The sequence below is a fragment of the Frankia sp. AiPs1 genome (assembly GCF_023716945.1).
Taxonomy (GTDB): domain Bacteria; phylum Actinomycetota; class Actinomycetes; order Frankiales; family Frankiaceae; genus Frankia.
The window spans coordinates 1-20,982 of sequence record NZ_JAMQQF010000055.1 but is presented as its reverse complement, the minus strand read 5'-3'; the positions used below and the strand labels follow the sequence as shown (position 1 = coordinate 20,982).

At 67.2% G+C, this 20,982-nt stretch carries 18 protein-coding genes and 1 pseudogene; 9 read left to right on the top strand and 10 right to left on the bottom strand.

Annotated elements, in window-relative coordinates:
* Positions 1–379: pseudogene (locus ND748_RS08620) on the top strand (hypothetical protein); the annotation flags it as partial.
* A 113-nt stretch (positions 380–492) separates the two neighbouring features.
* Here the strand turns inward: ND748_RS08620 and ND748_RS08615 are convergent.
* A complete protein-coding gene (locus ND748_RS08615; RefSeq protein ID WP_251745143.1) occupies positions 493–2,157 on the bottom strand; it encodes a CoA transferase in 1,665 nt (554 codons plus the stop codon).
* Between the two features lie 311 nt (positions 2,158–2,468).
* A complete protein-coding gene (locus ND748_RS08610) occupies positions 2,469–3,152 on the bottom strand; it encodes an AIM24 family protein (RefSeq protein WP_251745142.1) in 684 nt (227 codons plus the stop codon).
* A 1,283-nt stretch (positions 3,153–4,435) separates the two neighbouring features.
* On the opposite strand from ND748_RS08610, the gene ND748_RS08605 reads away from it, so the two are divergent.
* Together ND748_RS08605 and ND748_RS08600 are read left to right on the top strand one after the other, a co-directional pair.
* Complete coding sequence (locus ND748_RS08605) at positions 4,436–4,714, top strand: hypothetical protein (RefSeq protein ID WP_251745141.1); 279 nt, start codon at positions 4,436–4,438, stop codon at positions 4,712–4,714.
* Between the two features lie 174 nt (positions 4,715–4,888).
* Entirely contained in the window at positions 4,889–5,860 is a 972-nt protein-coding gene (locus tag ND748_RS08600) for a helix-turn-helix domain-containing protein (RefSeq protein ID WP_251745140.1), read from the top strand.
* A gap of 622 nt (positions 5,861–6,482) precedes the next feature.
* Here ND748_RS08600 and ND748_RS08595 read toward each other — a convergent pair.
* Positions 6,483–7,085: a hypothetical protein gene (locus tag ND748_RS08595; protein WP_251745139.1), complete on the bottom strand. Its 603-nt coding sequence runs from the start codon at positions 7,083–7,085 to the stop codon at positions 6,483–6,485.
* Between the two features lie 409 nt (positions 7,086–7,494).
* On the bottom strand, positions 7,495–7,677 hold the full coding sequence (locus ND748_RS08590; protein ID WP_251745138.1) for a hypothetical protein: 183 nt from the start codon (positions 7,675–7,677) through the stop codon (positions 7,495–7,497).
* Positions 7,678–9,279: 1,602 nt separating this feature from the next.
* Between ND748_RS08590 and ND748_RS34985 the strand changes: the two genes are divergently transcribed.
* The 5 genes from ND748_RS34985 to ND748_RS08570 all read left to right on the top strand — a co-directional run bounded on the left by ND748_RS34985 (position 9,280) and on the right by ND748_RS08570 (position 13,872).
* Entirely contained in the window at positions 9,280–9,780 is a 501-nt protein-coding gene (locus tag ND748_RS34985) for an HNH endonuclease (RefSeq protein WP_374215876.1), read from the top strand.
* 1,006 nt (positions 9,781–10,786) lie between these two features.
* Complete coding sequence (locus ND748_RS08585; protein WP_251745137.1) at positions 10,787–11,515, top strand: recombinase family protein; 729 nt, start codon at positions 10,787–10,789, stop codon at positions 11,513–11,515.
* A 535-nt stretch (positions 11,516–12,050) separates the two neighbouring features.
* Positions 12,051–12,956: a hypothetical protein gene (locus tag ND748_RS08580; RefSeq protein WP_251745136.1), complete on the top strand. Its 906-nt coding sequence runs from the start codon at positions 12,051–12,053 to the stop codon at positions 12,954–12,956.
* 431 nt (positions 12,957–13,387) lie between these two features.
* Complete coding sequence (locus ND748_RS08575) at positions 13,388–13,603, top strand: hypothetical protein (RefSeq protein WP_251745135.1); 216 nt, start codon at positions 13,388–13,390, stop codon at positions 13,601–13,603.
* A complete protein-coding gene (locus tag ND748_RS08570) occupies positions 13,600–13,872 on the top strand; it encodes a hypothetical protein (RefSeq protein ID WP_251745134.1) in 273 nt (90 codons plus the stop codon). The genes ND748_RS08575 and ND748_RS08570 overlap by 4 nt, the downstream gene beginning before the upstream one ends.
* 69 nt (positions 13,873–13,941) lie before the next feature.
* On the opposite strand, the gene ND748_RS08565 is transcribed toward ND748_RS08570, so the two are convergent.
* The 3 genes from ND748_RS08565 to ND748_RS34550 all read right to left on the bottom strand — a co-directional run bounded on the left by ND748_RS08565 (position 13,942) and on the right by ND748_RS34550 (position 16,800).
* Positions 13,942–14,340: a hypothetical protein gene (locus ND748_RS08565; protein WP_251745133.1), complete on the bottom strand. Its 399-nt coding sequence runs from the start codon at positions 14,338–14,340 to the stop codon at positions 13,942–13,944.
* Between the two features lie 718 nt (positions 14,341–15,058).
* On the bottom strand, positions 15,059–15,442 hold the full coding sequence (locus ND748_RS08560) for a hypothetical protein (RefSeq protein WP_251745132.1): 384 nt from the start codon (positions 15,440–15,442) through the stop codon (positions 15,059–15,061).
* A gap of 116 nt (positions 15,443–15,558) precedes the next feature.
* The gene (locus tag ND748_RS34550) at positions 15,559–16,800 is read right to left on the bottom strand and encodes a site-specific integrase (protein ID WP_251745131.1); all 1,242 of its coding nucleotides are present in this window, start codon (positions 16,798–16,800) and stop codon (positions 15,559–15,561) included.
* Between the two features lie 1,078 nt (positions 16,801–17,878).
* Between ND748_RS34550 and ND748_RS08550 the strand changes: the two genes are divergently transcribed.
* Positions 17,879–18,268: a cytochrome C gene (locus ND748_RS08550; protein WP_251745130.1), complete on the top strand. Its 390-nt coding sequence runs from the start codon at positions 17,879–17,881 to the stop codon at positions 18,266–18,268.
* A 73-nt stretch (positions 18,269–18,341) separates the two neighbouring features.
* Here the strand turns inward: ND748_RS08550 and ND748_RS08545 are convergent, their stop codons facing one another.
* The 3 genes from ND748_RS08545 to pruA form a co-directional block, all read right to left on the bottom strand.
* Positions 18,342–19,001 carry a DUF5134 domain-containing protein gene (locus ND748_RS08545; protein ID WP_251745129.1) on the bottom strand — a complete coding sequence of 220 codons (660 nt, stop codon included), beginning with the start codon at positions 18,999–19,001 and terminating at the stop codon, positions 18,342–18,344.
* A 63-nt stretch (positions 19,002–19,064) separates the two neighbouring features.
* Positions 19,065–19,301 (bottom strand): hypothetical protein, encoded by a 237-nt coding sequence (locus ND748_RS08540; RefSeq protein WP_251745128.1) that lies wholly within the window; start codon positions 19,299–19,301, stop codon positions 19,065–19,067.
* 116 nt (positions 19,302–19,417) lie between these two features.
* Positions 19,418–20,982 (bottom strand): L-glutamate gamma-semialdehyde dehydrogenase (gene pruA, locus ND748_RS08535; protein ID WP_251745127.1); only part of this gene is annotated, 1,565 nt, incomplete at its 5' end.

Here is a 20,982-nt window from a genome sequence, read left to right as displayed (position 1 = left end):
CCGCCGGCCGCTGCGGGCCGCCGCCCAGCCGGCCGGCCGGCTGCTCGGTGACGACGCACCCACCGACCCGGCGGTCGACGTAACCGCCGGCGAGCGCCCCGACCGTGCCACTCGATCAGCACCGCTGGATGCTCGGACCCGCATCGGCGAGACGGTCGGAACCGGCCCGACGGGCGTCGGAGAGCCGGGCGAGGCAGGCAGGACAGACGAAACGAATAGGACGAACAAGACGGAAAGGTCGGACGGAACGAGTGGGACCGACGAGACGGGCGGGGTGGGCTGTGAGGTCGAGACGGGCGGGGTGGGCTGTGAGGACGAGACGGGCGGGGTGGGCTGTGAGGACGAGACGGGTGGGGTGGGCCGAAAGGCGACAGGATGAGGCGTTCGTCGGCGCGACCGGTCAGGGAAGCAGGCTCGCGCTCGACCGGCAGCCGCGCGGGCAGGCAGCGGGTTGGACGACCGGGACGGCGGCCGAGGCGGACCCCGCGGCCGTCACCCCGGGCACAGCGCGTCGACGATGGCGCGAGTGTCCGCCCCCGAGGCGGCGGCCCGCGCCCGGCCGGCATCCCTCGCGCCGGTACCCAGCCGCGGGGCGCGCGGCGGTAGGACCCGCTGCGTCCGACCCGCCTGGTGCACGGTCCAGCCATCCCGGTCGCAACCGGTGACCGTCCACGGCACCGACCCGGACTGGTCCGCCTCCCCGCCGGCCGGGTCCGCCTCACCGTCGGGTGGGCCCATCCCTCGGTCGGGCGGTGCGGCCACCCAGGCGGCCACCTCCCGCATGGCGACATCGAGCAGATGGCCGCCGCCGCCGAGCACCGAGGCAGCCACGGCCAGCGCGGCGAACAGCCCGGTGAGCGGGTCGGCGATGGCGTCGCCGCAGAACACCGGACTCGCGGTGTCGCCACCGGCACGGTCCCACCCGACGAGACCACCCGCCACCGCGGCATCGTCGCCGAACGCGACGGGGTCCGGGCCCGGATGGGCGTCGGCGTAGGCCCGCCCGTAGCCGGTGATGCTCACCCAGGTACGCCCCGGTCGGGCGGCGACGAGCTCCGCGGCGTCGAGCCCGAGCTGGGCCAGGGCACGCGGCCGCGACGACTCGATGACGACGTCGGCGCGCTCCACCAGGCGACGCAGCATGGCCCGACCGCCCGGGGTCGTGAAGTCCAGGGCCACGCTTTCGTGGCCGGCGTGCAGCCAGTCGTAGAACTCCGGGTCTCCGCGACGGGCCCCGTCCGGTCTATGCACGCTTTCGACTTTCACCACCCGCATCCCGGCCTCGCCGAGCAGGTGCGCGCACAGTGGACCCGCCCACATGGCCGACAGGTCGACGACCAGCGGCGGTTCGGCGCCGACGCCTCCCACGGCCCCCGCGGCGCCGATCCGGGGCGATGCCGGCCCAGACGATGTAGGTCGAGTGGCCCGAGTCGACCAGGAAGCCCGCGTCGGCTCGGAATCCCCTGTCGGCCGGACACCTAGTGTCGGCCGGGCCCCCTGAATCGGCCGGGCATCCTGCATCGGCCGGGCCCCCGGTGTCGCCCGGGCACCCTGTATCGGCAGGGTCCGGACGGGCCTGGGCCGGTGGGGCCCGGCCAGCTCGCTGGCCGGGATGGCGAGCAGCCGGGCGATGTCGACCACGTCGGCGGCCGGCCGGGCGACCACCGCCGCGCTCAGCGCCGTCCACGCCTGCTCGACGGGGTGCAGACACGGGTCGGCCGCACCGAGTCCGAGCTGATCCCCGAGCGCGCCGACCAGTGCATCCACGGCGTCCACGTCGTGGGGCCGCGCGAGGTTCACGGCTATCCAGCCGTCCGCGGCCGGCAACAGGCGGCAGCTTCCGTTCGCCGACCAGGTGCCTCGGCGGTGCAACCCCAGCAGCGCGGCCCGGCCGCCCAACAGCGTGGTCACATCGGGCCGGACGGCCCGGCCGAGTTGCCGGGACAAGTCCGTGAACAGCTGGGCCGCCGCCCCGGCGCGGCCGAGCACCGGCCCGTCGGGAACCAGCGGGGCCCGACCGGGTGGGCCAGTGAGCCACATCAGCCCGCTGGCCGCCCAGCCCAGCGCGGCCGGCACCTCGTCTGTCCCCCCGGCTCGGGCGGTGTTCGACGCCGGCGGGTCGGCGGCGGCGACCGGCAACCCCTCGCGGGCGAACATCGAGCGCAGCTCGTCGAGCAGCACGCCGAGTGCGGGCTCGACGGAACCCGCCGGGCGAGTCCCCCGTGCCCGTGCGGGCCGTCCGGTTCGGACGGTTGGGGCGGCGCCCGCCGGAGGCGTTGCTGGCGACGACATCTCGGCTCCCTGCACGATCACGAACCCTGCACGATCACGAACCCTGCACGATCACGAACTCTGCACGATCACGAACTCTGCACGATCACGAACTCTGCACGCCGGTCTCTGCGCATCGGTCCCTGCTTCTGCGACGCGGGCCCGGCGGCTCGTGCACGGCGGTGCGGACAGGCGGGTCAGTGCCCTTCCTGGGTCGTGCCGGCCGCCGGTGTCTCGCCGCACTGGACGACGACGAAACCCCCCCGACCGGAGTACTCGATCTGCGCGAGCTCCCCGGAGCTGCGCCCCACGAGGTTGCCCAGCTTGAAGGTGGACACAACCCGGGTGCGCACGCCCGCAGTCCAGGCGACGGCCGCGTCCCGGTCGACACACACCGGCTCGTCCGTCGGGAGTACCAGCGGGGAACCCAGACAGAGCACGGCCACCCCGCCGGTGCCCGAGACCTCGGTGTTGAACACCCCCCCGGCGATCATCGCGCCGAGGCCGCCCGAGGTCGTGGTCACCTTGTAACGCACCCCGGACTCGATCGCGAGCAGGCTGCGGCCGTTGACCGTCAGGCTGTCGCGGTCGAGAGTGAAGATCGAGATGTGGCTGCCCGACTCGGCGAACCAGACGGTCCCGCGACCGGTGACCTTCATCAGGTCCTGGCCCTCGCCGGTCACCGCGCGCCGCAGGAAGCCGCCCACGCCCTGGCCCTTGTAGGCGAAGTCGAGCCGCCCCCGGTAGGCCACCATCGACCCCTGCTTGGCGTAGGTCTGCCCACCGTCGAGGCGGACCCGCAGCATCCGGTCGCCCTCCTCGAGGGCGAACGGTGGGCCCGCGGGCTGACCGTTCGCGAAGTTTGCCAGCGGGTGTGTCATGCCTCCAGTGTCAACTCCTGTGTCTGCGAGTGTCTATACGCCCGGTTCTATCCTCATTCAGCGCGGTGCCAGAGGCACCTGGGGGGAGCGGGTGTCAGTGAGTGTCTGGGGGTCCCGGTGCCAACTTGGCGCCACTGGCACCGACCTCGCCACGGTTCTTAACGATCTTCTCCGCTACCCGCCATCGACCGCTCCTGCAGGCGGCACGGCCGCCGACTGAGCTTGCCTGCAACGGGTGGGGGTCGTCGTGTGTGATCTACACCCCCGCCCGTCGGGGGCAAGCAGACAGTGGCGCGGTTACAGAACGTAGTCTGACCGACGGGGCACTGTAACCGCTAGCGCTGTCGTGCGCGACGGAGGCCGGGAGTTCCACGACTTCCTCGCTCCCTTTGCCGACGGTGTTGCCGGCGGTGTTGCCGGCGGTGTTGCCGGCGGTGTTGCCGCTGTAACTCACGTACTTAACTCACGTACTGACTCGCGTGATGACTCACGCATGAACTCTCCCGCGCATGCGCGGGAGGAGAGCCACGCCCAGGAGGCAGCACTCGTGGCGGAGCATGATCGACGGCTCCCTGGCAAGCAACCCCCCGCCTCCGAGTGCCGAGCCGAGACGGTAGCCGAGGCTGCACCCGCTCGGCGCCCAGCAGGACGACGGCCACGGCGTGGCCCTGTAAGCGCCGTAGGCGGGCGAGATCGCCCAGTACGTACATCGGGCTAGGCCGGAGCTCTCGGGCAGGCTGTGAGCCTCTCAGGCCCGCAGACGGACGGCAGCTCAGGTAGGCTCGGCCGAGCCCCCCTGTGGCATAGAGCAGCTTCGCGCCACACCGGCGCACCGACCCGGACGACTCCGGCGCTCTGTCATGGGGTCATCATGCCAATCAAGATCCAGTTTCTGTGTCCTCGCCCGGCACCACCCCACCGTGTGGGTCGCAGCCGCGCAGCACGGGCGGGACAGTGGCGGCCAAGCAGTCCGGGACGGCCGTAGGCGGCTGATCTCTGGCTTCTCGTGCAACTTACTTGCGGCTGTTAGCCCGGAGCTCTACGGCCGGCTGAGCGGCTCCCCGTGTAATCCAGGGATACGCCTGGTAGGCCAGGGGGACAGTGCCGACTTCTAGAAACCCACCAAGTGGGTATCTGCCAAGGCTCCAGAGTTCCACTCTCTGGGTTTCTGGAAGGTTCCAGAGTTCCACCTAGTGGGTCTCTACCGGCTCCACAGACCCACCTAGTTCTGTTCTGCAAAATCGTCCTGGATGATTACAGGTCCGCTGTGATGGGGTGGGTGCATGTTCGACACCGACACCGACAGCGACGGCGAGTACTGCTCTATGCCGGTCTGCACCAACGACCTCATCCCTGACTACCCGCTCGTCGAGTACGTCGCGCCCAGCGACGATAGGACGTGGCGGTTCTGCGCCGAGCATGCGCTGGTGGGCCACGGGCTAGTCAGGGGGCAACTGAAGGCCGAGGGACGGGCGGAGTGGCCCAGTTACAGCCATGAAGAGAAGGCCGACGCCATTATCGAGGAATATAAGAAGTTGGAGCAGGAGTACTTCCCTGACTGAAATTCGGCTCTGAGCGAACGCGACTGAGAACGATTACAACGGGCGCCCGGTCGACGTGCAAGCCTAATCGTGGGTGCCGACCGGGCGCTCGAAAACGACGACTGACATAGAAAAAGCCCCACGGCGCATGCTGTCCAGGCAAGCCGTGGGGCGACCCCCGCCAAGGAGCTTTTCGTGGACGACGATACCCTAGATCACTACCTAGTCGCAAACTCCTTCGAGGAGGGCCCGGCTCCCGATCTTCCGTGGTCGCACCTGACGAAGCCGGGCTTCGTGCTGGTGAAGAAGGCGTACGGGCGGTACTGGGGCGACTTCCTGGACCCTACCGCGCACCAGGTATTCAAAGCGATCATGTACCACATGAACTACGAGACCGGGGCGTGCTTCCCCTCCCGCCCGACCGTGGCGAAGGCTGTCAAGTACAGGGGCAAGCCTGTCTCGGAGAAGACCATCTCCCGCAAGATTCACGAGCTGGAGAACGTCGGGCTCCTGGAGATCGTCAAGCCCGTCCGCGGAAACGGGCCGTTCGTCAACCCGCGCTACCGGGCCGGCGGACGGACCAACCGCTACGTGGTCAACTATGACCGGCTCGCGGCTGCCGACGGGGACGGTGTCGTAGCCGACGCCCAGCGCACCACGCACTTCTTCCTGACCATGAACGGGAGGGTCTCTCTCCCCCCGGACCACCCGTGGATCATGCATGAGACCCCGAAGCAGATGAAGGCACGTCTCACGCTGCTACGCCCGGGGATCATGGAGCCGGACCCCGAACTGTTCGGTCTTCCCGAACCGGGGGAGACGATCAAGCCCCTGAAGAGCCACAAGCATCGGCCGGATGTCCAGGAGGATGCCGCACTCCTGGCCCAGATCTTCCTAGAGAAGGCGTTCGAAGTCACTCCACGCGCCGACAAGGTGCCAGTACGTGAGGAGAAGGTCAAAGATCTGTTCGCGCACTTGCTCGGCGGCACGACGGTGGAGTGCACTTTGGATCACCTACACTGCATGATCGATATCTTCTTCGAGGAGTTCCCGCTGAGCGGCAGGCCGAATGCAGACCTCTGGCGACAGTTTGAGCGGCAGACGGCCCGGCTGTTCAGCCTTGCTCAGGAAGAGCTGCAGGAAGAGCTGAGCGAGCCAGCGGCGTAGCCCTCACGCCGGGAAGCCCGGTCGCGGAGTGTAACGAGACTCTGTGACCGGGCGTTTTTCTTTAAATACCGACCGTATTTAACGTGCCCTGCGGTCCGTCGGTCACACCGTCGGTCAAACCGTCGGTCATGTCCCTACGAAGTCCCCCGTGCGTCCCGTGCATGTCTAGGCAGAGTCCCCCGCATGTCCCACTAAGGTACTTTAAGGTTTTTGAAGGTCGTCTAAGTCTCTCCCCTACGGGGAGTGCACGCACCTACGGCGCGCGCGCGAGCCCCTAGGACCCGAAAACCAAAAACCCCAAAAACCAAGACCCCCGTGGCGGCTACACGCTCAGTCATGATCACGGTCCCAGCCCGGTACCTGCATCCGATGGCCTCCCCGCTTGCACGGGGCCTGCCCTGGTAAGGAAATATTTTTCCCGGGGCCCAGAATCGCCGTAGGCGGACGAACGCCGCCTCCCGGTATAGGGGGAAGGGTCCGATGCTCTACGGCGATCCTAGGCCCGCGCACGTGGTGATCGCTGCGGAGTTCACCGCACCCTCACGGCGTGCTCATGTCAGCCGTTGCCCCTGGCTACGTGCTCCTGGTCACCTCGTGCCCCTGGCGCTCACTACGAAGGAGCTCACCTCACCCGCGGCGGGGTGTAGCTGTTCACGGTCTGGCCGAAGGGGATGAGGTTCTTCGGGTCCTGATCCCGAGTAATGAGCTGCATCCCGATAGACAGCGTGGCCCGCTGAGGAATCATGGCTCCGGTCCAGTGGGTGAACTGCACATTCCCCGACTGAATCATTCCGTAGTAGGACAGGCTGTTGCTCCACGCTCCGAACAGCACGACGGCATTAGTAGGGATCATCGGTCCTAGACTCCCCGAGCTCTTCATCACCGCATCCCCGGTTTTCCCGCTGCCCTGGACAGTCGTCGCGTACTGGTCGTACATACCGACCATCTTGTAGAAGGTACCGATGTCCGCCAGGACTCCAGTCTGGTATTCCTCCTGCTTGCTCTTCGCGCTGTCCCAGAGTTCGTAAGTACGATCGAACAGCAGGTCGAAGGAGACGGTGGCGTTAAGTGGCGTGATGTAGCTCCCAATGTCGTCCTTGTTGCGGGCGTAACTTGGGAGCACGCCGTCAGCATTAAGGTCAACCGAGTGCGATGCCGTGACGATGCTCGGGTTGTACAGAAAATTGAGCTCGACCCGATTCGGTAGATCGCCGTCGCTGATCATCTTCCCCCGCTGGAGACCTGCGGGCCCCCAGGAGTAGGAATTGATACGCGGGTCGAACGGAGGATTCGAATACATGGCTAGTCCTGCTCCTGGTGAACGGCACGACCGCCGCGGACCAATTCCACGAGTTGGGGTGCTACTTCCAAGGCCGCGCGCACCTCGACGGCATCCTGGATGACCGCTGACGCAGTCAGCCCGAGCTCCTCTGCGCGCTCAGTTACCCAGCTAAGGACCTCGCTGGGCAGCTGTAGCCAGACGTCCCGCGTCGCGGGCTCCTCGACATCGAGAGAGGAATCTAGCGCGTCTTGGAACGAATAGCTGTCGTACCTCGCTGGGCGCGCACTCCGGCGCCCCTTACTGCGCCCCTGCTTCGCCAGCCACACGTCGAACGACTCCCGCCTACCTAGCTTCATCCCGTGCCCTCTACCGGGAAACCCGGGCCCTGCATCCGCCCATGTGCCTCTCGCGCGTCGTGGTGAATCTCTAGGGCATCATCGCTAGCCAGCGCGGACACAATGAGCGTGATGAAGTTGTAGCCGATATCCATATGGATATTGCAGATAGCCGCGGGGCCTACCGCGGTGTTGACCACGAGGACATCGTCGGTCGCCTGGCAATCCAGGAAGACGCATCGGGGGTCCGTCACAGCTCGACCCGCGCGACAACGTCCGCGCACCGGGCTAGCGCCCACCGCACCACGTCCGAACGGGAGCCGTTCTCCGCCCGCAGCCGGTCTATGAGCTCCAGTTGGCGGGGGGTGAGCCTAACCGCTACCGTCTTGGAGTACGACCCAAGCCTTTTCGCTGGTGTATCACAATCCTTCGTAGTCACGGGTAATTCCTTTTCTGTAGCAGGCGTTTCCTTTCACGGTAGCTCATCTTTGTATAACAGTCCGCCTTCTGTGCGATCATGGCAATCATGATTACCAAACCCGAACGAGCACCAATTACCGGCTCCGGCGCCCCTATCCCTACGCAGGAAACCCCCGTACCCGCCTGGCCGTGGCACGCTGTCGTCAGCCCGCGGGTCGGCTACCCCAGCGCACCACCATTGCCCGTGCAATCGGGGCCGAGCCCTGTAGCCGTTCCAAAGCCTCCGCCAGAGCCGCCTTGGCCTACTCCTAGCCCGGTGCCCTTCCGGCCGTCAGCGTCCGTCCTGAGCCCGCTACAGATGCCCGGGAGCGTTACGCAGGCTCCTACTTCGGGGGCGATGTACGACCCCACGCCCGCGTCAGCTCTCCTCCCTGCCATCTTCACGGGGAGCGCCTCGGCTAGCTGGGAAACAGAGGAACGGGGGCTACTGCCGTGACCGATATTCACCCCTGGCTCATACCGACGCCTAAGCCGGCATCCGCCCCGGTACCGCTTTTCCCAGCACCCACACCAACGGCACCAGCACCACAGACCTCGCTCACACCGCGAGGAGAGCCTGATTCCGTCGCCGCTCGCTTTACTTCTCAGCCTCCCGGCGCGCTCTCCATGGCTCATATCCCCGTAGGCGACCCACCCACCTCTCTGAAGCTCCACTTTCGCGATAGCAACTCCCTCACCGGAAGCTCCCCCGCCGAAACGCGGAAATTGATTAGAAGGTAGTTGGGATCGCTAATGGGGAAATGCGGAACTCCCAACTGGCCGATCAAGGCAGCAAAAAGGCCGAAACCTTGCAAATAAAGAGAATCCTACTTCCAAGAAATCTCCGCCTAGTTACTACCGAAGGACAGGGCCCCACCGATGACTAACCCCTCCGGGTTCTGGGAGACTGCGATCGAGCGAGAGGCCCAGACCCAGGCCGCGCAGGCCGCTGATAGCGCTATCAGCGTCCGCGCGAATCAAATCAGCGCGATGACCGGCACACCTCTGATTTATGCCCGCCAGCGGGCAGAGCAGGAGCTCCTCGAAGCTACTCAGGCCGCTGAGGCTGCGGCGGAGAAGGCTAATTACCGGTTGGCAGCGGGCAATCCTTCCCACCTGACGGAGGAAGACGCTGACTCGTGCCCGTACTGCGGCTCGGAATTGTTCACCATCGGCGCCGCACCTGTAGCTCAGGCTCGAAGCCAGGACCCCGCCGTGGCCGTCGCGCAACACCGTGACCCGCGCGCGCTGGCCGGATATCACGTCCGTTGTAGCAACTTCGGGTGCCGGTACCCGCTCCCCCCTGGGGACGCTGCGGTGGGCGGCGGGCAAAGGCACTTCCTATGATGAACGCCAGCCTCGCGGCCAGGCCCACGGCCGCAACCTCGACGCCGGAAACGGGGAACGGGGCAAAGACCTGTCCTCGGTGCAATAGACAGCACTACGCATGGTCTCAGACCTGTGACCGCTGCCGCTATAACGCCCTGTCACCCGACGAACGGCAGATTCGCCGTCGGGCGAAATGGCTAGCACGACGGCAGCGGATCAGCGCGGGGGGATCGAGAGTTACCCCCGCTGAATTGCGGGAAATACGCAAGTCGGGGTCCTGTACCTACTGCGACGAGGCGTCTACGGAGACCGACCACATTTGGCCGCTCAGTCGCGGGGGTCCTGACACACCAGACAATATTGTCCCGGCCTGCAGCCGGTGTAACCGCTCTAAAGGAACCAAGCTGCTGACGGAGTGGCAGCGGGGAAGGGTGGAGCAGGGCCTACTGGCCAGCGAGAAAATCAAGGACGAAATTATTCGCCTTACCTGGCTAGCAGCAGACCCCGCCCCCTGACCGCCCCGGTCCTACCACGCTCTACGATACCGCCCCGCTACCCAGGAGAAGGTAGCGGGGTTTCGTCGCTCCACGGGGCTCACAGAGCCTTCTACGGGCTGCTCACAGAGCCTTCTACAGGAACGGGATCGGGTCCTTCTTCCCGGTGCTCTACTAGTACTACTGCCTCGGCATCACGGACCGGGCCATAAATTCGGGGGAGACTCCCTAGACATAGAAAGACCAGTAGTGCATAGCCGCTCTGTTCGTGGACTGTCTGCATCCGGCCCCCGTCAAAATAATCGGGGAAAAGATAAGACTCCCCATAGAGATCTAAAGAGTGCCGGTAGTCTCCCTAGCTTCGGAGTCCTTGCCGATACGACCCGCGCTAATTAATTAATTAATTAATTTCCCGGCCCATGCTAAATATCCGAAAATACTCGGCTCATGGCAACTGCCTCACGGCTTGCTATCTGCCAATTCCTCAGCTCATGCCAACTACCTCATAGCTTGCTATCTGCCAATTCCTCAGCTCATGCCAACTACCCCGCGGCCGAATATTCTCTATTTCCTGGCCAGACTCCCAGACCTCGACCACCTCAGCTACAGGCAGTGTCAAAAAAACCGGAATATTCGATCTTTTCCCGCTGCCGCGCTTCCGGCTTCTCCTCGACCACGAGCACCTCGACCACGAGCACCTCGACCACGAGCGGGCTCTCCTCGACCAGGAGCAGAGGCACGGCGGTACGGCGGACCGCTCACCTCAGCCACGAGCAGGCTCTCCTCGACCAGGAGCGCGCGGCCGAGGCACGCCGTACGGCGAGGGAGATAGGCGCCGACCACGAGCGGGTTCTCCTCGACCAGGAGCAGGTGTACGGCCGAGACACTGATTACAGCTAGCCACTACTTGTCACGCTTGGTACATCAGACATCGTCATTGTCTCGCCGTTGGGTGTTACGGTCCGGTCCGGCTGTTACAGTTATGCCCATAGACGTTACAGTGCAGGTCAGACGGGGTGGATACGCAATGCGAGTGATCGGCTACGTCCGGGTGAGCACTAAGGGCCAGGCTGACGACGGCGAGGGCCTCGAAGTCCAAGAGAAGAAGCTCCGCGCTTGGTGCCGCCAGGAGGGCCACCGGCTCGGCGAGATCTACCGCGAGGAAGGAGTCAGCGGGAAGCTCGAAGATCGCCCAAAGCTTGGCGCCGTCCTGGAGGCTCTGAAGAACGGGGAAGCAGAGGCGGTCGTCATCCCGCGCTTAGACCGGCTTGCTCGTGACTTGATCGTCCAAGAGACCCTCATCCGTGAGATCCGCCGGATGGGTACAGACGTCTTCACCACCGTGCCGGGCGAGGCTGCGTTCCTAGCCGAGGACCCGAGCGATCCGAGCCGCAAGCTGATCCGCCAGGTGCTCGGCGCTGTCAGCGAGTATGAGCGGTCAATCATCACGCTGAGGCTGCAGTCGGGGCGCGCCCACAAGGCCAGCAAGGGCGGCTACGCCTACGGCGCACCCGCATTCGGGCAGCGGTCCGAGAAGATCGTGACTGACACCGGGAAGACCACAAGCGTCCTTGTGGCAAACGACACAGAGCAAGCCGCCCTTGCTCTCATGACCAGCATGCACGCGGACGGGGCCTCGCTGCGTGAGATCGTGGCGGCACTAGACGCTGCTGGTCACAAGCCGAAACACGGTGGCGATCACTGGCACCCGACCACGGTCAGCCGCTGCCTTGCTCGTGCTCGCAAGGCCGCGTGACCGCCGTTGGCCTGTAGCTAACGATCACCGCATAAAGATCACGGCCACCAAGATCTCTAATAACGATCAAGGTGGCTGTGATCTTTTATTTGCGTCACTCCAAGTAGCAACACGATGTGTAATCCGATCATGACCCCCCACCCCTTAAGTCGATCTTGCTCAAGATCACCCGCCCGGTCTCTCGCGTAGGATTCCCTGCAATAAATTCGGGCAGTGTCACAGTGTCACGCAATAAAATTTATTGCCATGTAGGGCACCATGAGCAAATATTATTGCAATAATATTATGGCAGCAGCGAGGACACCTCGAAGCAAAAACGCTCCTGCTTGCGGAGAAGCAGCCATGTGGGCTCCGGACAGAGTTTTTTGATCATGGCCCGATCGGGGTGACACAGCCGGCCGGACAGGTCACGCTCTCGTGATGTGAGTCGCCATCGACACCAGCCCCGCACGGAGCGCACACTTGCCACGTGCCCGAACTGTCGCGCCGCCACACCCTTACCACGCTCGCTATGGTCGCGGTTGGGGGACTGTTCGTGACCACCGCATCGGATGAAATCGAGTCGGTGAACACCGACCTGACGGCGCTACGGGCTACTTACGAAGACGTCCCGCTGTCGGTCACGGTGCCCATGCTCGGCATGCTGCATGACCGACTCGTCCGGATCGGTCAGCGTCGCATCGACCCCCGCTGGCGGACGTCGCTCTACCGGACGACCAGCCGAGTCGGGGCACTGCGCGCCGATGGCCTTTACAACGTCGGTCAGGTCGACCTTGCCCGCAGGCTCGCGGGTCATGCCGCCAGCATGGGCAGACTCAGCGGCGATCCGTCCGCCTACGGCAACGCTCTACGGACCCGAGCCGGGATCGAGCTCTACGAACGTCGACCGGCTTTTGCCGTGGCCTACGCCGGCCAGGGGGCCGACGACCACACACCGGCCGGCATCGCCTGCATAGCCGCACGAGCGCGCGGCGCAGCCTTGGCGGGCGTGGAGTCGGGGCAGGTCAACAGGCTCGCAGACCGGGCGCTCAACGCCGCTTACGGGCTGCCGACGGAGCTGCACGGTGCCCCTGGCGACGAACATCCCGAGACGTGCTCGCCAACAGAGATCGCGTACCACGCGACCGTTGCGGCAGCTACTGCCGGGGACCTGACTCGCGCTGACGAATACTCGGCGCTCTGCCTGCCCGACCTGCCGCCCGGGTTCCGCTCGGTCGTTCACGCACATCTGGCGATCGCCAGCGTGCCCACGGACCTCGATAGGTCGTTCGTCGAAGCCAGGCAGGCTCTCGCCCTTTCGCCTACGCCGTTCCGGTCCCTGACGGTGCCCCTGGTGTCCCTGGTGGGGGCATTGAAGCCCTTCCGGCGCACGGCACCTGAGGTTGACGTCTTGGCGGACGAGGTCGACCGGTGGCGGCGCTCCCGGACGGTGCAGGCGTAGCGGAGCTTCAAAGGCACACAACTTTGTGTGCCTTCCCTGGTCGCACGGTCTAGCTGTCCGACCGCCATCCGGGCCGGTTGGCGTCGAGCCATCTTTCGACGTCCGCGCGCGCCCAGATCCGCATGCGGGCGGTTCCGCCGACCGGCTCGGGCCATCCGGCGCGGCGCGTGAGCTCGTAGGCGCGCGTCCGAGATAGCCCCGTGGCGCGCATGAGGTCACCCATGGTCACCAGTTCTGGCAGTTGCTCGGACACGGGCCTAGCATCGGGGGGATGACGTCGGCGGTTGACGTCATCGGGTCACAGGACAGCCCAGCAGCTACGGGGAGGTAGAGGGATGACGGGCAAGGACAGCCGCCGGACCGGCGGGACGCTAGATGAGGCACCGCCGGAGCCAACCTGGCCAGTGCAGCAGCTACCAGCGATGCCAGGCGTGAGCGTGCACTACTCGAAGCTGAGCGGTCGGCATACGGCGATCCTCGACCAGGGGGTCACCGCCGCCCAGATGACGGCGGCTCTTGCCCGCTACCTACCGGCCGAGGCCCCGCTGGTGGAGGCGGTTACGCACGTCGGCGCCGCGATGCTGATCTTCCAGGGAGCGCCCGACCCGCAGGAGAGCGACGCCCCGCAGGACGGGGAGGCAACATGACGATGGTCATCATCGACTTCGCGAATCCGGACCGCGCAAGCGCTCATGTGATCGTGGACGACAGCGAGCCGGAATATGACCCCGTGGCGATCGCCCGGCGGCTGCATGACGCCATCCCGCACGTCGCGCGGGTCCGCCTGTTCTACCCGGGCGGGTCGGTCGACACGGCCAACGGGGGCTCCCGAAGCCCCGGTGACGTTCTGGCGGACGTTGTCGCGCGGCTCCCCGCACGCAGGACGAGGGAGACGGCAAACGAGGAGTCCGTCTGACCTGCAACGACGCCCACCAGGACCAGGCCCGAACGTCGTAGTCCTGGTGGACGTCGTCCGACCGTCCGATCAGCCTGCCAGGGCGTCTACGGATGCCAGGCTCACCCCGATGCCGACGCGTAGGAGCTTGCCCGACGAGGGAGCGCAGTAGCGGCGCACGGTCCCAATGGACAGGCCGAGCCTGGCAGCAGCGTCAGCGAAGGACACGGCGATATCAGGTTCCTGATCGACGATGACGTCCTGGTGGTCAGGCACGGTCGGTGCGACGAACACCGGTGCCACCTCTGGCGCCAGGGTGACGGCGACGTCGGTCGGGGTGTCGGCGTTGTTGGCCACGATCGGGGCGCCGTACAGGTCCCTGATGATCTGCTCGCGGGTGGCCGGGCGCCCCTCGCCGAGTTCATGGCAGAGCCGGATCATCACTGCGGCTCGCATCATCGGCGTGAGTCGGGTGGAGGTCAGCGTCATGCCGCCACCCCCGCAAGCTCACGGGCCACCGCCAGGACGGCGGGCCGGGCCGCAAACCGGCCCAGTTGCCCTCTGGCAGCCTCGACGGCCCATGCGGGCGGCTCCGGCAGGGCCGACAGGTCAGGCCGCGGTGCGGCTCGTAGGCGGTTCGTCGGTGCGTTCGATGGCTCCTGCCACGGCTGCAGTTTCGGTGTTTTTGATCTCTTCGGAGCAACGCGCGATAGGAAGTTCTTCCGGGGAGAAGCACCACCAGGGAGGGTCCCGGCAGGCCGGACGCTTTCCGAACCATGATCGGTACCAGTCGGCGCGCTTTGGGTCCGGTCCGCCGGACGCTCCTTCTCGGCGAACAGGAGTCGGTACACGGCGTTACGCCCGCGGTGGGCACGCTCGGCCAGGGCCACCAGGCCGCGTGCAGCAAGTCGTGCGATGGTGGCGGACAACTGGGAGCGGCCCAGACCGGTACGCGCCGACAGGACCTGATGCCCCGGGCTGCACACGTCACGGCCGGACCGGCAGTCTTCCGCCAGGGCTAGCAGGACGATGCGTTCCTGCGGGGTGAGCGCGGAGGGGAGCAGATCCCACGCGGCTAGCTGATGACCAAGAGACACGGGTATCCTCTGAGGTTGCAAGGGGAGAAAAATCATGACCCCGTGGCGGTAACCACGGGTGGGAGATGCCGGGGGCTGTAACCCCCGGCTCTCTGTTTTTCAGGGAGTGATCACACCAGCACCTGAGCGCGCAACGGGTGGTCTTCGGGCCTGGTGACGTCCCGCTCGACGGCGACGTCGACCAGATGCCGTAGGACGTCCGGCACGTTGGCCAACTTGCATCGGCGCTTCGTGGGCCGTACGCCGAAGATCGACCCGCTAAGTCCGACCGCCTCAGCGACGGCTGAGCCGACCGGGATGTTCACGGTGCCGTTGGGGGAGATCCACGGGGCGGCCGTGGACGGTGCTAGGTCCCACGCCCACCAGATGCGAACCATGGGCCGGACCGCGCCGAGAGCCACCACGGGCACCGTGGCCGGGGCCTGGCAGCGGGGGATGGCATCGCAGACGGTGTTGACTCCGGCCGCATTCGGCCATGCGACAATGACAGACACGGGGTGACCTCCTGGGGTCGCTTCGAGGCCCCGGGCGGTGCGCGAACACCGACCCCGGGGCCGCATTGCAGTCGGGGAATTTTCTAGATCAAAAACGGCTTCGGCTTCTCGCCGAGTCAGGCCGACTTCCCGATCTTCTTGTCGAGAGCCGCGATAGCCTCCGCTCCTGCTTCGGGCAGGAAGTGGATGTAGATGTCCTCCGTGGTTCGGGCGGAGGCATGCCCCAGGAACACCTGGATTGTTTTTGTCGCCACGCCGTCGGCGGACAGCAGGGTCGCGAAGGTGTGGCGAAGATCGTGGAGCCGCACCACGGGTAGTCCATGGCGGGTGCACGCTTTTTGGAAGAGGCGGTAGAACGACTGGGGAGCGTATGGCTCGCCGAGCGCGTTCACGAAGACGTACTCCGGGCGGCCGTAGCCGTTCTTCAGACCCTCGACACGCTGCCGGTGCCTGTGCTCGGTGAGCAAGGTGGCCACTGTGTCAGTCATGGTGATCGAGCGCGTCGACGTCCCCTTCGGGGCCTTGACCACCACTTTGGTCCCGGTCGGAGTGTGCACCCGCGTCCGCTGGCTCACGACACGGAGCTTGCCCGCATCGATGTCGACATCCTGCCAGCGGAGGCCCGCAAGCTCACCGCGACGGAGACCGGCCATGATCGCAATAATCCACGCCAGGCCGAGCCGCTCGCCCCCGAACACCTCGATCGCCCGCTGGGCGTCCGCGGCGGACCACGGGGTGATCTCCCGCTTGACGGGTGCAGGTGCCTTGACCGTGGTCATCGGGTGGATCGTGAACAGGTGGAGGTCAACGGCGAGACTGAGCATCGAACGCAGGATGACGTGCACGTGCTGCACAGTGACCGTCGAAAGCGGCTTGCCGATCTTGCAAGTGGCTAGACTCCCACGGCGCTCAGGCTGCGTGCGTCTGTAACAGCAGGACTGATGCTTTCCGGCCCGCAGCAGATGCCGGTAGTGCGCCTTCAGCCGGTCGGCGACGTCGCCGAGCCTGACGTCGCCGAGCCAGGGGGTGACGTAGGTCTCGACGGTGTACCGGTACTTCGCGATCCGCTCGTCGGGTATCTCGTCCCGCTGATGTTCGGCCCACGCCGCCACGAACTCGGCGAGCGTCATCCGCCCACTGAAGTCGATCTTCCCGGCATGCATCTCGCGAAGCCGCTGATCCATGGCTTCCAGGGCTTCGCCCTTGGTCCGGAAGTTGACGCCGTGGCGCGGGCCGCGGGTCTTGGGTCGGTGCCGCCGCCCGTCCGGGCTCAGGCTTGCCGGGATGTTGATCTGAAAAAACCATGCTTTGGTGATCTTGTCGTAGTAGGCGTTGCCCGTGATGCGGCCGCTGGCCACTTGGTCTCTCCCATGGCAGAGCTCCGGATGTCGTCCGGTTCGTGGCGTCGTGTGACGCAAGCTGCCGCTCTATGCCATGGAGGCGAGGTGCAGACGACTCTACCTGAGCTTCCGCAGCACGGAGCGGTGCCGGAACCGGTGCCACGGCGAGATCATGACGCGGGTGGAGCGGTGAGAAGTGGCTGCTACGTAAGGGCTCCCGCCGGGCGGCTCCCAGCCTGGCCCTTCACGCCTCCATTGAACGCCCGCCCCCGTCCGCTCGGGCGGTACGTCATGACGCCGACCGCCTTTCCCGCACCCGGCCGGCCGCGGTGCGCCGCCATCCCGAGGGCCCGAACCAGGGCCGCCGCCGGCGCCGTGGCGGGAGGACACGTCAACGCCACGGACACGGCAGGTCCACACCGCCCACCTGTTCCGCCGTCGGCCACCGGCGCTCGACGGCCAACGCGGCTCGGCCCACGCCGCTCGGCCCACGCGGGACCGTACCCACCGCGCCTCGGCCGACTGCGGTACGCACCGCATGGTTTGTCGAGCCCAGACCGCACACAACGCACCGCAACGAGCAAATCGCACCGCAGCTGCCGGAGTCAGCGGGGAAGATACCGCATTTGGTTTCCCCGGAAAGCAACGGATGCGCCGGAATCAGGCCCCGGCCGCGCGATCCAGGAAGGACCCGGCATGGCCGGCACGCACGATTCCAACCGTGCACGGACGATTGATAGACCAGCACGGACTCGGGCTCGACGAGGCAGGTGGCGAGGGGTCGATCGGTGGAGCGCCGGCCAGCAGCAGCGATGCCCTCGCCCGCCGCGGTGTGGCGACGTCACCGGCGGAGGCTCCCGCACGGCGCCCTCCGCCGCAGCCCACGACAGCTCTGCCCGCGACAGCCCTTGGCCGCACGACAGCCTTTGCCCGCACGACAGCTCTGCCCGCACGACAGCTCTGCCCGCGACAACCCTGCGAGCGTCAGGTTGCGAGCGTCAGGTCTGCACGACGAAATCAGTCGCGTCGGTGGTGTGCGCATCCCGGAACGAGGGGAGAAGCGGGATATCAAGTTCCTTCGACGAAACGGTGTGCTATGCGAGCTCTGGGTGCGGTTACCGCGTTCTGTGCCGTCCTGCTCGTCGGGGCCGGCGTCGTCGGCCGGCAGGCCTCCGCGGACGGCCGGTGGGGATACCTGGTGGTGGTCGTCCTCGCCGCGCTGGCGGCCGGACTCGCCGCGCGCCTGATTCCCGGCCGCCATCACGGTGCCGTCGAGCTGGACTGCCCGCGCTGCCGCGGCGAGGGGCAGGCCTTCTACGGCACGGGCCGCGACACCTACCGGCGCCGCTGCCGTGCCTGCCACGGGCGGGGCTCGGTGCGCCATGGCCAGGCGGGTGCGGCCCGTTGGCCGGTGCCGGAGACGGCCGAGGACCCGCCCACCGTGCCGATGGCGGAGCCGGCGATGACCACGCCCTCGGTGCGCTGAGCGAAACGGGCCCCACGGCAAGAGCGCGGGAGATGGCCCGGCCGGCCGTGGCGCGGTCGCCACGGCTTCGCCGTCAGACCAGCATGAGCAGCATCCCGCCAGCCATGATCAGCCGAGAGGCGGCGGGGGTGATCGGGGCGGGGGCGTCGTCCCAGGCCGGCCGGACCCGGCGAAGCAGCGGGCCGCCGACGGCCGCGACCGCGGCGACGGTGAAGACGACGGTGAACCAGCCGGACAGATCGCCGGGATCGCCCAGGTCACCCACCGGCCACCGGCCCGAACGGGCCATACACGCCATCGCCAACGCCTCGACGACCAGCATCGAACAGCATGACCAGCGAGCCGGCTCGCAGCAGGCGGGATTCGTCAGGACGAGGACGAGGAACACACCGGCGAGGGCCAGATAGGTCAGGGCGAAGGCCCCCGAGGACGCCACCTTGGACGGTCCGACGAACATGATCGCCATGCCCACCGCGACGATCGTGTGACCGATCTCCACCGGCACGAACGCGGCTGCCCGGCCCCGCAACAGCTGGCGGACGAACGCCGGGACGTGGTGCGCGCGGCCATCGTCGGTGACGATCCGGGTGGCGTGGAACAACGCGACGATGCCCATGGCGACGGCGGCGACGAGCGCCACGACCGTCGGCAGCTGCTGCGAGGACAGCGCCGCCGAGTGATGATGCGTCACCGTGGCGGGCGGCAGGTGCCGGTGCCGGCCACCCGGCCGCATGCCCGAACGGTGCCCCGGCCCGCGACCCACCCGCTCCCCCGGCGGGGCAGGCCGCCGGACATCTCAGCCCACGCCCAGGGCGAGTTCCGCGTCGACGAGCTCGGTGATACGGCCGGCGCGCGCCTCGTCGACGATGACCTGGAGCTGCTCGACGCTCATCTGGATGCGCTGCCCGAAGTCATCGGTCAGCACGATTCGGCGCTCGGCGGGCGCGGTGTGATCGACGAACAGCTCCGGGCAGCCGCAACTGCACTTTCCGCAGAAGGTCAGGACGTGGCGGGAGTTCTCGGCTGCGGGCATGTCGACTCCTGGATCGAAAGGAGGGAGCGATGGTGCCAGTTTAGAGATCCACAGATCCCGTTGTCCCTATGTTCATCAGGTTTCCGGCAGTTGTCGTTTTGTTCACTAACGTTTGCTCATGGACGGCCGCCGCGCGTGTCGGCGGGCGGATCGGCACCACCGTCCGGGCCGGGCGCGCGGTCCGCGCCATCACCGCCCGCGCCAGCACCGCCCGCCCCAGCACTGCCCGCCCCACCACCGGCCCCGCCACCCGTCCCGCGGCCGACCGCCCTGGCCTTCGGCGCGAGACCCGAGGCGAAACCACCGCCGCCCATGTGCGGATGGGCGTGCGCGACCGGCGGGCACAGGTTCTCCTTGACCGCCCGGGAGCTGACCCAGCGCAGGAGGTTCTGGGCGGAGCCGGCCTTGTCGTCGGTCCCCGACCGGCGCGCCCCGCCGAACGGCTGGCGGCCGACGACCGCCCCGGTCGGCTTGTCGTTGATGTAGAAGTTGCCGGCGGCGAAGCGCAGCACGTCCTCGGCACGGGCGATCGCGGCGCGGTCCGTGGCGACGACCGCGCCGGTCAGCGCATACGGGGACGTGCCGTCGACCAGGCGCAGGACGTCGTCCCAGGCGCCCGGCCGGGAGTCGTCGTAGACGTGGACCGACAGGATCGGGCCGAACAGCTCACGGGTGAACCACTCCCGGCCCGGGTCGGTGCCGACGAGGACCGTCGGGCGCACGAACCAGCCGACCGCGTCGTCGCACTGGGCCCCCGCGAGCACGGTGACGGTGGAGTCACTGGCGGCGCGGGTGCAGGCGGCGGCGAGCCGGGCGTAGGCCCGGGCGTCGATGACGGCGCCGGTGAAGTGGTCGAAGTCGTTGACGTCGCCGACGGACAGGGCTTCGGTGGCCGCGGCGAGCTCGGCGTCCATCCGCCGCCACAGGCTCGCCGGGACGTACGCCCGCGACGCCGCCGAACACTTCTGCCCGCTGTACTCGAAGGCGCCGCGGACCAGCGCCGTGCGCAGCACGTCGATGTCGGCCGAGGGATGCGCGACGACGAAGTCCTTTCCGCCCGTCTCCCCGACGATCCGCGGATAGGAACGGTAGCCGTCGAGGTTGTCCGCGACGGCCCGCCACAGCCGGGTGAACACGGCGGTGGAGCCGGTGAAGTGCACGCCGGCGAGGTCGGGGTCGGCGAACACGACGTCGCTGACCGGCTCCCCCGAGCCGCCGACGAGGTTGATGACCCCGGGCGGCAGCCCGGCCGCCGCCAGCAGCTGCATGAGGAAGTGCGCGGCGAACGCCTGGGTCGGCGCCGGCTTCCAGACGACCGTGTTGCCCATGAGCGCGGGCGCGGTCGGCAGGTTCCCGGCGATGGCGGTGAAGTTGAACGGCGTGACCGCGTAGACGAATCCCTCCAGCGGACGCAGGTCGAGGCGGTTCCACTCACCGGCGGCGCTGCGCGGCTGGGCGTCGTGCAGCTCGGCGGCGAACATCACGTTGAACCGCCAGAAGTCGATCAGCTCGCAGGCGGCGTCGATCTCGGCCTGCTGGCAGGTCTTCGACTGGCCGAGCATGGTCGCGGCGTTGAGGGTGTCGCGCCAGGGCCCGGCGAGCGCGTCGGCGGCGCGCAGGAACACCGCGGCTCGGCCGGTGAAGCCGAGGTCGCGCCAGGGCCTCGCGGCCTGCTTCGCCG

Coding starts and splice junctions, on each gene's coding strand:
- ND748_RS08615 (WP_251745143.1), bottom strand. CDS start 2,157: ATGTTCGCCCGCGAGGGGTTGCCGGTCGCCGCCGCCGACCCGCCGGCG.
- ND748_RS08610 (WP_251745142.1), bottom strand. CDS start 3,152: ATGACACACCCGCTGGCAAACTTCGCGAACGGTCAGCCCGCGGGCCCA.
- ND748_RS08605 (WP_251745141.1), top strand. CDS start 4,436: ATGTTCGACACCGACACCGACAGCGACGGCGAGTACTGCTCTATGCCG.
- ND748_RS08595 (WP_251745139.1), bottom strand. CDS start 7,085: ATGATCAGCGACGGCGATCTACCGAATCGGGTCGAGCTCAATTTTCTG.
- ND748_RS34985 (WP_374215876.1), top strand. CDS start 9,280: ATGATGAACGCCAGCCTCGCGGCCAGGCCCACGGCCGCAACCTCGACG.
- ND748_RS08585 (WP_251745137.1), top strand. CDS start 10,787: ATGCGAGTGATCGGCTACGTCCGGGTGAGCACTAAGGGCCAGGCTGAC.
- ND748_RS08570 (WP_251745134.1), top strand. CDS start 13,600: ATGACGATGGTCATCATCGACTTCGCGAATCCGGACCGCGCAAGCGCT.
- ND748_RS08565 (WP_251745133.1), bottom strand. CDS start 14,340: ATGACGCTGACCTCCACCCGACTCACGCCGATGATGCGAGCCGCAGTG.
- ND748_RS08550 (WP_251745130.1), top strand. CDS start 17,879: ATGCGAGCTCTGGGTGCGGTTACCGCGTTCTGTGCCGTCCTGCTCGTC.
- ND748_RS08545 (WP_251745129.1), bottom strand. CDS start 19,001: ATGCGGCCGGGTGGCCGGCACCGGCACCTGCCGCCCGCCACGGTGACG.
- ND748_RS08540 (WP_251745128.1), bottom strand. CDS start 19,301: ATGCCCGCAGCCGAGAACTCCCGCCACGTCCTGACCTTCTGCGGAAAG.